General features: G+C 70.5%; 11 protein-coding genes. 2 read left to right on the plus strand and 9 right to left on the minus strand.

Annotated features, from left to right (window positions below; translation table 11 throughout):
• Window positions 1–1,108: 1,108 nt before the first annotated feature.
• The 3 genes from JWQ91_RS11555 to JWQ91_RS11565 all read right to left on the minus strand — a co-directional run bounded on the left by JWQ91_RS11555 (window position 1,109) and on the right by JWQ91_RS11565 (window position 2,337).
• The gene (locus tag JWQ91_RS11555) at window positions 1,109–1,531 is read right to left on the minus strand and encodes a hypothetical protein (RefSeq protein ID WP_297783977.1); all 423 of its coding nucleotides are present in this window, start codon (window positions 1,529–1,531) and stop codon (window positions 1,109–1,111) included.
• 56 nt (window positions 1,532–1,587) lie between these two features.
• On the minus strand, window positions 1,588–2,034 hold the full coding sequence (locus JWQ91_RS11560; RefSeq protein WP_297783980.1) for a hypothetical protein: 447 nt from the start codon (window positions 2,032–2,034) through the stop codon (window positions 1,588–1,590).
• A gap of 147 nt (window positions 2,035–2,181) precedes the next feature.
• Window positions 2,182–2,337, minus strand: coding sequence for a hypothetical protein (locus JWQ91_RS11565; protein WP_297783983.1), 156 nt, complete (start codon window positions 2,335–2,337; stop codon window positions 2,182–2,184).
• Window positions 2,338–2,431: 94 nt separating this feature from the next.
• Between JWQ91_RS11565 and JWQ91_RS11570 the strand changes: the two genes are divergently transcribed.
• Window positions 2,432–3,331: a GNAT family N-acetyltransferase gene (locus JWQ91_RS11570; protein WP_297783986.1), complete on the plus strand. Its 900-nt coding sequence runs from the start codon at window positions 2,432–2,434 to the stop codon at window positions 3,329–3,331.
• On the opposite strand, the gene ykgO is transcribed toward JWQ91_RS11570, so the two are convergent.
• The 3 genes from ykgO to JWQ91_RS11585 are packed head-to-tail and all read right to left on the minus strand — an operon-like array spanning window position 3,328 to window position 4,525.
• Window positions 3,328–3,450, minus strand: coding sequence for a type B 50S ribosomal protein L36 (ykgO, locus tag JWQ91_RS11575; RefSeq protein ID WP_297783989.1), 123 nt, complete (start codon window positions 3,448–3,450; stop codon window positions 3,328–3,330). The two genes, JWQ91_RS11570 and ykgO, sit on opposite strands and share 4 nt — an antisense overlap.
• Before the next feature lie 60 nt (window positions 3,451–3,510).
• Window positions 3,511–3,921: an alternative ribosome rescue aminoacyl-tRNA hydrolase ArfB gene (arfB, locus tag JWQ91_RS11580; RefSeq protein ID WP_297783991.1), complete on the minus strand. Its 411-nt coding sequence runs from the start codon at window positions 3,919–3,921 to the stop codon at window positions 3,511–3,513.
• Window positions 3,911–4,525: a PadR family transcriptional regulator gene (locus tag JWQ91_RS11585; RefSeq protein WP_297783993.1), complete on the minus strand. Its 615-nt coding sequence runs from the start codon at window positions 4,523–4,525 to the stop codon at window positions 3,911–3,913. Before JWQ91_RS11585 ends, arfB begins: the two co-directional genes overlap by 11 nt.
• A 145-nt stretch (window positions 4,526–4,670) precedes the next feature.
• Here JWQ91_RS11585 and JWQ91_RS11590 point away from each other — a divergent pair, with 145 nt between their 5' ends.
• The gene (locus JWQ91_RS11590; protein WP_297783996.1) at window positions 4,671–6,074 is read left to right on the plus strand and encodes an NAD(P)/FAD-dependent oxidoreductase; all 1,404 of its coding nucleotides are present in this window, start codon (window positions 4,671–4,673) and stop codon (window positions 6,072–6,074) included.
• A 106-nt stretch (window positions 6,075–6,180) separates the two neighbouring features.
• Here JWQ91_RS11590 and JWQ91_RS11595 read toward each other — a convergent pair whose 3' ends face one another.
• From JWQ91_RS11595 to rsgA, 3 genes are all read right to left on the minus strand, one after another.
• On the minus strand, window positions 6,181–6,612 hold the full coding sequence (locus JWQ91_RS11595; protein WP_297783999.1) for a CBS domain-containing protein: 432 nt from the start codon (window positions 6,610–6,612) through the stop codon (window positions 6,181–6,183).
• 64 nt (window positions 6,613–6,676) lie between these two features.
• Entirely contained in the window at window positions 6,677–7,594 is a 918-nt protein-coding gene (locus JWQ91_RS11600) for an inositol monophosphatase family protein (protein ID WP_297784002.1), read from the minus strand.
• A gap of 51 nt (window positions 7,595–7,645) precedes the next feature.
• On the minus strand, window positions 7,646–7,945 hold a 300-nt coding region (gene rsgA / locus JWQ91_RS11605; protein WP_297784005.1), incomplete at its 5' end, for a GTPase RsgA.

Consider the following 7,945-nt stretch of genomic DNA (forward strand, 5'->3'; position numbering starts at 1 on the left):
CCACAAGGGGGGCCTGCACATCAGCGGCAACGCGGTCGACGGATTCACCTTCACCAACCGCGCCAACCGCCCCCTGCGTCGGCGCCGACGAACCGGCTACCGCCAAGCCGCCTGACCCCAAGGCTCCGGCGGCCCACCGGCACGCCCAGGTGGGGTCACACGGGCAGGCTTGGTCGAGTTTGACCGACGCGTCTGAGATACGCCGGACCGACAGCCCATCCTATGAATCGTCCGAGGCGCACTGGGATGACGACCTCCGCAGTGGGCAAGCTAGGCGTTCAGTGCAGATGGCTATCCATACTCCTACTGCAACCTCCGGGTTTTGGCGCATAGTCGCCAGTGGAGCTGGAGAAGCATACGATCTCCTCACCGATCGAGGAGTCGATGTCGGTAGGTGAGGGGCGGAATTGTGCGCAGACGATCAAGCCTGGCCATTGCTGCCGCAGCGGTAGTTGCAGGGGGAGTCGTAGGAGCGACATGGGCTGCCGCATCCCCTCAGGACGCTCCGCGGGAGTCGATAATCGCGGCGCCAACTGCGGACGAACTTTTCGATGGATCCACGTCGCTGGAAGAGGTAGCCGAAGTGGCAAGCGGCGCGCCGGGAAGTATTGCGCCACTCTGTCCCGACGAGACGATGGTGCATGAGCCCAAGTCTGCCGGGATTCAGTTTGGACCTTGTGACCTACGTCCAGAGGGCAAAGCAGTACTGACACGCGCTGAAGAGGGTGACGACGTCAGTGGTTCTGAAAGCTGCTCGGCCGTCCTGGCCAAGTCTGGCTACGGTATGTCGATCTGTGGCGAAGGTGCCGAGATTGTCGACCTGCGCGCCGTCGACTCGCGAGGGGGACGGTTATGTATGGACATCACCTATGTGCCGCAGGTAGCCGCAGCCGAGATCCGAGAGGTTTTGTGCGAGGGAGACGTGCCATCAGGCGGTGGACCCGCCGTGACGGGGCCCGCGACGAGCGAGCAGTAATTTCATCGGCATACCCGCCGTCGGGACGCATCGCTAGTGGCAACAACCAGCAATGACTACGACCGACGGAACCTGCGCACGAGGAACCGTAGCCAACGCACGGGCCATTGGGTGTATTGGGAGCTGGCAGGCTTAGCGCTTCCTACTGCGGGATTGGCCATTCCGGATGGCTAAGTAGCCCCAGTGCGCGGTACCAGCGATGAACGCGAAACCAGTCGCATACGCCACCGCAATCACCGGCACGATCGGCGTGAGATCCAGCTGGTCAGGCTCGCCAGTGCCAGACCAGTCGAGGACGGGGTGGGCGGCGACCAGGAGTGCCATACCGATGGCGACGGGGACGGTCGACACCCAGCAGAGCATTGGCAGGAACGGTCCGTACCGAACGGTTTGAGCGACGACCACGACGACCAGCAGAGTCGCAGCGAGCGAGCAGCGGATGCTTCCGTTGTCGATCAGTAGGGCGTAGGCGGCGGCAACGGTGGCGGTGTTGGCGACGAGGAGGGCACCGAACGTCAGCGCGTACGAGGATTGGATCGTCGCGTTGTCGGCCACGTGCGAAAGCCTCTCCTTTCGGGGGTTGCGAACTCAAGCTGCGTTCCGTCGTGACGCTAGCCGCCGAGCAAGGTCTGCAGCAGGCCCTTGGGCTTGGCCGGCGTCGGTGCGGGTGCAGGTGCCGGGGCGGGCTCGGGTGCGGGGGCCGGCTCGGGGTCGGGCTGCGGGGCTGGAACCGGGTCAGCGGTCGGGCCCGGTGAGGGGCTCGACCCCGGGGTCTGGCCGGAGCCCCGCGGGCCGGTGCTCCTGTCCCGCGGGCGCTTGCGGTCGCCGGAGGAGTCGTCCGAGGCCGGCGTGGCTCTCGGTGTCGGCTCCTCGGATGGCTCGTCCGCGACGTCCGCGGGGGTCGAGCCGTCGCGGACGGGCGACGAGGTGCCACCCGGCGCCGCGGCGAGCGTGCTGGACGGGGCTTCGTCGCCACGGGCGAAGGTGATGACGGTGGCCGACGCGATCGTCGTGACCACGGCCGCCGCGACGACGCGGGCAGTCCTGGATGTCCGCATGGGAGGGCTCCTGGCGGTTTCTGGTGAGGGAGTGTCCCGGCCGGGGGGAGTGTGCCGAGGACCCACAGCCTACTGAAAGCGCGCGCGCAGCGTCATGCGAATCGAGCTTCGGGGCCTCGATTCGCATGACGCCACGAACGGGTGGGGCTACCTCTCGTCGGGCTGGGTCGCGGGCTCGCGATCGGGCTCGGTGCCCGGCTCGGCGTCGGGCAGGACCTCGGGGAACGCGGGGTCCGGCAGGTCCGGCGTCGGCGGAGGGCTCGGGACGTCCTCGGCGGGCGGTTCGGGCGGGGCGACGGTCATGGTGCCTCCTGGAGGGATGGTGCCGGGGGAGTACCCGGGCGCAGCACCGTCAATCGGCGACTCGGCCCGGCCGAGGCTTGGTTGAATGGTCACCATGGCGCTCTCCCTCCCGGCTCCGTTCACCTCCCGGCCGCTCCGGATGGCGGACGTGGCGGCCGTGACGGCGTTGCTGGCCGCGAGCGAGCGGCACTTCGTGGGGGAGTCGTTCATCGACGAGGGCGACGTGGCCGGCCAGTGGTCGGCGCCCAGCATCGACCTGGCCGCCGACTCGGTCGGCGTCCTCGACGGGGACGTCCTGGTCGGCGGAGCATTGGTCGACGACCGGCACCACCTCATGGTGGACGTCCACCCCGACCACCGGGGTCGCGGCATCGGCAGCACCCTCGCGCCGTGGGCGGAGGCCCGGGCCCGCGAACGAGACCTGGGCCACGGCGAGCAGGAGACCGCGGTTGCCGACGCCGCCGCGGCCGAGCTCCTGGGAGCGCGCGGCTACGAGCCGGTGCACCGCGACTGGGTGCTCCGCATGGACCCCGACGTCCCGCTGACCCGGCACGCGCTGCCGTCCGACGTCACGATCGGCACCTATACGAACGACGACGCGCCAGCCGTGCACGCCGTCATCGAGGACGCCTTCGCCGAGTGGGATGGCCGGGTGCGCCGGTCCTACGAGGACTGGCGAGCCGTGATCGTCGATCGGGACGGCGCGGATCCCGCTCACTTCCGGGTCGCCCGGGCCGGTGGCGAGATCGTCGGCGTCGCGACGGTCCACGACAGCGCCGGCACGACCTGGATCCCGCAGCTCGCGGTCCGGGCGGACCGGAGACATCAGGGGATCGCGCAGGAGCTGCTCGCCGAGGCGTTCGCGGCCGGCCGGCAGCGAGGCTGCGCGACCGGTGAGCTCTCGACCTCGGGGCTCACCGGCGCGCTGGGCCTCTACCAGCGCCTGGGGATGCGGATCGTGGCGGAGTTCCAGACCTGGCGGATCGTGCTCTAGCCCTGACGGGCCTTGAGGCGCGGGTTGTCACGGTTGATGACGAACGTGCGGCCCCGGCGACGTACGACCTGGGAGCCGGGCTGGTTCTTGAGCGAGGCGAGTGAGCTACGGACCTTCATGATTGTCCTTCCTGGGCGCGGGAACATTGCGCACAGATGACAACCGTTGTCAGGTATCGGCTATTCCCAGCCGCCGCTGCGACCCTGCTTGATCGCGCCGCGCCGCTTCTTGGCGTCGAGCCGGCGCTGCTTGGATCCGCGGGTCGGCTTGGTCTTGTGCCGCTGCCGCGGTGGGACGACGGCATCGGAGACGAGGCTCTCGAGGCGTACCCGGGCAGCCTCGCGGTTGCGGTGCTGCGAGCGGTACTGCGACGACACCACCGTGATCCGCCCGTCGACCAGCCGGTTGGCCAGTCTGCTCGCGGCGAGCTCCTTCTGGGCGGGGGACAGCACGGTGGTGTCGGTGAGCGACCAGATCAGCTCGACGCGGGTGTCGGTCGTGTTGACGTGCTGGCCGCCGGCGCCCGAGGAGCGGGAGAACCGCCAGGTCATCTCGCTCTCGGGCAGGGAGAGGCGTCCGTCATGAGTCATCGTCGGCCAGTATGCGGTACATCGCCTTCCTGGCGTCCTCGACCACGGCGGTGGCCTTCTCGCGCTGCTCGGGCGTGCCGGCCTGGGCGACCTGCTTCCAGGCGTTGATGAAGCCCTTGAGGCTGTGCGCGAACTCGTGCATCTCCCGATGCTGGTCGCCCGGGGCGGCCTCCCACGGGGTGCCGAGCTGCTCGCGGTTGTCCTCGACGTACGTCGTGCCGTCGGCGGTCAGCGTCGCGGTCTTGCGACCGTCGACCCGCTCGAACGTCAGCAGGCCCTCGTCCTCGAGCTGCTGGAGGACGGGGTAGATCGAGCCGGGGCTGGGGTTCCAGGCTCCCTGGCTCTTCTCTCCGATCTCCTGGATCAGCTGGTAGCCGTGCTTGGGCCCCTCCGCGAGGAGCAGCAGCGCGGCGGCACGGACGTCGCCGCCGCGGCCACCGCGTCGACGACCACGGGGGCGGCCGGGGCCGCCGAACCCGGGGCCGCCGAAACCACCGGCGAAGGGGAAGTCGCGACCGAAGTCGCCGCCGAACCCACGGTCCGGCATGTTCCTGCCGCGCCGACGATCGGCCGGGCGGCGGTCTGAGTAGTTGGTGTTGCGCATGGGGGGTGACCCACTTCCTGTCCTCTGATTCGCGCTTCGACATGCTGTCGATGTGTTAACGATATATCGGTAATACATCGTTTTCAAGTGTTCCCCGCCTGTCGTCGTCCGACCCGGCTCGGGGGTCCTCGATAGGCTCATCGGTGTGACCACTGCCGTCGTGATCGGATCGGGCCCCAACGGGCTGTCCGCGGGCATCGTCCTGGCCCAGGCCGGGGTCGACGTCACGGTCCTCGAGGCGCACGACGAGATCGGGGGCGGCACCCGCTCGGCCGAGCTCACGGTGCCGGGGCTGGTCCACGACATCTGCTCCGCGGCGCACCCGACCGGTGCGGTCTCGCCGTTCTTCAACTCGCTGGACCTGGAGTCGCACGGCCTGACCTGGGCCCGCGCCGAGGTGGAGGTCGCCAACCCCCTGGCCGGCGGACGGGCCGGCGTGGTGTTCGGTGACCTGGACCGGACCGCCGCGATGCTGGGCGTCGACGGCGAGTCCTGGCGGCGGCTGTTCGCCCCCGTCGCCGCGCGGGCCGACGACCTCGCGACCGAGATCTTCCAGCCGATCCTGCACGCGCCGCACCACCTGCGCGAGCTGGTGCCGTTCCTGGCCCGCGGCATGCAGTCGACCACGATGCTGGCCCGCCGCTGGGAGACCGAGGAGGCCCGGGCCCTGTTCGCCGGGATGGCCGCGCACGCCGCACAGCCGCTGACCCGGCCGACGACGGCCGCGCTGGGGATGATGTTCGGCATGCTGGCCCACTCCTACGGGTGGCCCGTCGCGGTCGGTGGGTCGTCGTCGATCGGCCGGGCGCTCGCGAGCGTCCTGGAGAACGCCGGCGGCCGGATCGAGACCCGCACCCGCGTCACGACGCTGCCCGACGCCGACGTCGTCATGTTCGACACGTCGCCTGACCAGGTCCTCGCGATGGTCGGCGACCGACTGCCGGCCCGGGTCGCCCGCCCCCTGCGCCGGTGGAAGCACGGCCCGGCGGCATTCAAGGTCGACTTCGCGGTCGAGGGCGGGGTGCCGTGGCTCAACGACTGGGCCCGCCGCGCCGGGACGGTCCACGTCGGCGGCACGCTCGAGGAGATCCACGCCGCGGACCGGGCTGCGAGCCGCGGGCAGATGCCCGAGCGCCCGTTCGTCCTGCTGTGCCAGCAGTACCTCGCCGACCCGTCCCGCTCGGTCGGCGACGTCCACCCCGTGTGGGCCTACGCGCACGTGCCCCAGGGCTGGACGGGCGACGCGACCGAGGCGATCATCGGCCAGGTCGAGCGCTTCGCGCCCGGGTTCCGGGACCGCATCGTCGCGACCGCGACGCACTCACCGGCGGACTTGGAGGCGTACAACGCCAACTACGTCGGCGGCGACATCGGTGGTGGCGCGATCACTCCGTGGCAGACCGCGGTCCGCCCGCGGGTCAGCGTGCACCCGCACCACCTGGGCCTGCCGGGCCTCTACCTGTGCTCGGCGTCCAGCGCCCCGGGCGGCGGGGTGCACGGGATGGCCGGCTTCCACGCCGCCCAGGCCGCCCTCCGCGCCCTGCCCTGACCCCGACTGGCGCACAACGATCCGCGACTGGCGCACAATGAAGAAAACGGGACGGTGTGTCGTCCACTTCTGCGCCACTCGCGGGTCGGAGTGCGCCACTCGCGGGTCAGCCGCCGGCGACGTAGTGGGTCAGCTGGTCGCGCTCGAACTCGAGCTGCTCCATGCGGTGCTTGACGGCGTCGCCGATGCTCAGGACGCCCACGAGGCGACCCTCGTCCAGGACCGGCACGTGGCGGATCCGGTGCTCGGTCATGATGGCCATCAGCCCGCCGAACGAGTCGGTCGGGCCGCACACCCGCACATCGGTCGTCATGATCTCCGAGACCGGCATCTCGCGGAGGTTCTCGACGTCCCGGAGCTTGCGCACGATGTCACGCTCCGAGACGATCCCGAGCATCGACGAGCCGTCGCCGCTCACCACCAGCGCGCCGACGTTGAGGTCGGCGAGCGTGTCCATCAGCTCACGGACGGTCGCGTCGGGGGAGATGGTGTAGACGGCATCGCTTCCCTTGGATGCCAGGACGTCGCTGACGCGCATGCGGGACTCCTTCGTCGTTTCCTCGCACTGTAACCCCCGTCACGCTCGGGGCGCGAGGGCGCGGCTACGAGGTCTCGTCGGCGGGCTCGCGGGAGAACTCGAACGCCCGGACGTTGTCCGGCTCCGCGCCGTCGTCCTCCGGCTCGTCGCCCCATGCCGGGTCCGGCGGACCCTGGTCCGGGAAGTGCCCGACGTACGCCATCGCGGCGTCGTGCAGGCGAGTGTTGGTCGCCAGCGCGTTGTCGCCCCACGGGCCCGGGACGCCGGCCAGGCTCGTGAACCGGCCGCCCGCCTCGCGGACGACGATGTCGAGCGCCGCCATGTCCCACACCTTGAGCTCGGGCTCGGCGGCGATGTCGACCGCGCCCTCGGCGAGCAGCATGTACGACCAGAAGTCGCCGTACGCGCGGGTACGCCAGCAGCGTCGCATCAGCGCCGCGAACGCGTCGGCCTTGCCGATCGCGTCCCAGCCGCCCAGCGAGGCGTACGACAGGGAGGCGCTGCCGAGCTCGGAGACCTGCGAGACCCGGATCTCCCGCGACGACATGAGGGACTTCCCGGTGTAGGCGCCGGTGCCCTTGCTGGCCCACCAGCGGCGGCCGAGGGCCGGGGCGGACACGCAGCCCGCGACGATCTCACCCTCCTCCTCCAGCGCGATCAGGGTGGCCCAGACCGGGACGCCGCGGACGAAGTTGGACGTGCCGTCGATCGGGTCGATGATCCAGCGGCGTCCGCCGGGGCCGCCCGTGGCGCCCTCGTCCTCGCCCTGCTCCTCGCCCAGGACGATGTCCCGGCCGCGCGCGGACTTGAGGGTGCGCCGGATTGCGGCCTCGACGGCCTGGTCGGACTCGGTCACGTACGTCATGTCGGGCTTGGTGTCGACCTGGAGGTCGATGGACAGGAAGCGGTCCATCGAGAGGTTGTCGGCGTTGTCCGCGAGCACGTGGGCGAGGCGCAGGTCGTCGTTGTACGAGTGAGCCATGGCCCTCAGGGTACGGCGTGGCGGTCCGAAAACCGCCCGGGGCTCACCCGATCAGTACTCGTCCTTCTGGTCACGGCTCGCGAGGATCCGTCGGAACGACTCGACCCGCTCGGGTGCCAGGGTCCCGTCGGCCACCGCGATGTCGAGCGCGCACTCGGGCTCGGTGGCCGAGTGCAGGCAGCCGCGCGGGCAGTCGCGGGTCGTGTCGCGGAGGTCGGGGAACGCCTTGATCAGGTCGTCGACCTCGACGTGGGCCAGCCCGAACGACCGGATGCCCGGCGTGTCGATGATCCAGCCGCCGAACGGCAGCTCGAGGCTGATCGCGGAGGTCGAGGTGTGCCGGCCGCGGCC

Origin of the sequence: Aeromicrobium sp. (assembly GCF_025965075.1) — a bacterium.
Lineage (GTDB): Bacteria > Actinomycetota > Actinomycetes > Propionibacteriales > Nocardioidaceae > Aeromicrobium.

Coding starts and splice junctions, on each gene's coding strand:
- JWQ91_RS11585 (WP_297783993.1), bottom strand. CDS start 4,525: ATGCGCAACACCAACTACTCAGACCGCCGCCCGGCCGATCGTCGGCGC.
- arfB (WP_297783991.1), bottom strand. CDS start 3,921: ATGACTCATGACGGACGCCTCTCCCTGCCCGAGAGCGAGATGACCTGG.
- JWQ91_RS11565 (WP_297783983.1), bottom strand. CDS start 2,337: ATGACCGTCGCCCCGCCCGAACCGCCCGCCGAGGACGTCCCGAGCCCT.
- JWQ91_RS11600 (WP_297784002.1), bottom strand. CDS start 7,594: ATGGCTCACTCGTACAACGACGACCTGCGCCTCGCCCACGTGCTCGCG.
- JWQ91_RS11570 (WP_297783986.1), top strand. CDS start 2,432: ATGGCGCTCTCCCTCCCGGCTCCGTTCACCTCCCGGCCGCTCCGGATG.
- JWQ91_RS11595 (WP_297783999.1), bottom strand. CDS start 6,612: ATGCGCGTCAGCGACGTCCTGGCATCCAAGGGAAGCGATGCCGTCTAC.
- JWQ91_RS11560 (WP_297783980.1), bottom strand. CDS start 2,034: ATGCGGACATCCAGGACTGCCCGCGTCGTCGCGGCGGCCGTGGTCACG.
- ykgO (WP_297783989.1), bottom strand. CDS start 3,450: ATGAAGGTCCGTAGCTCACTCGCCTCGCTCAAGAACCAGCCCGGCTCC.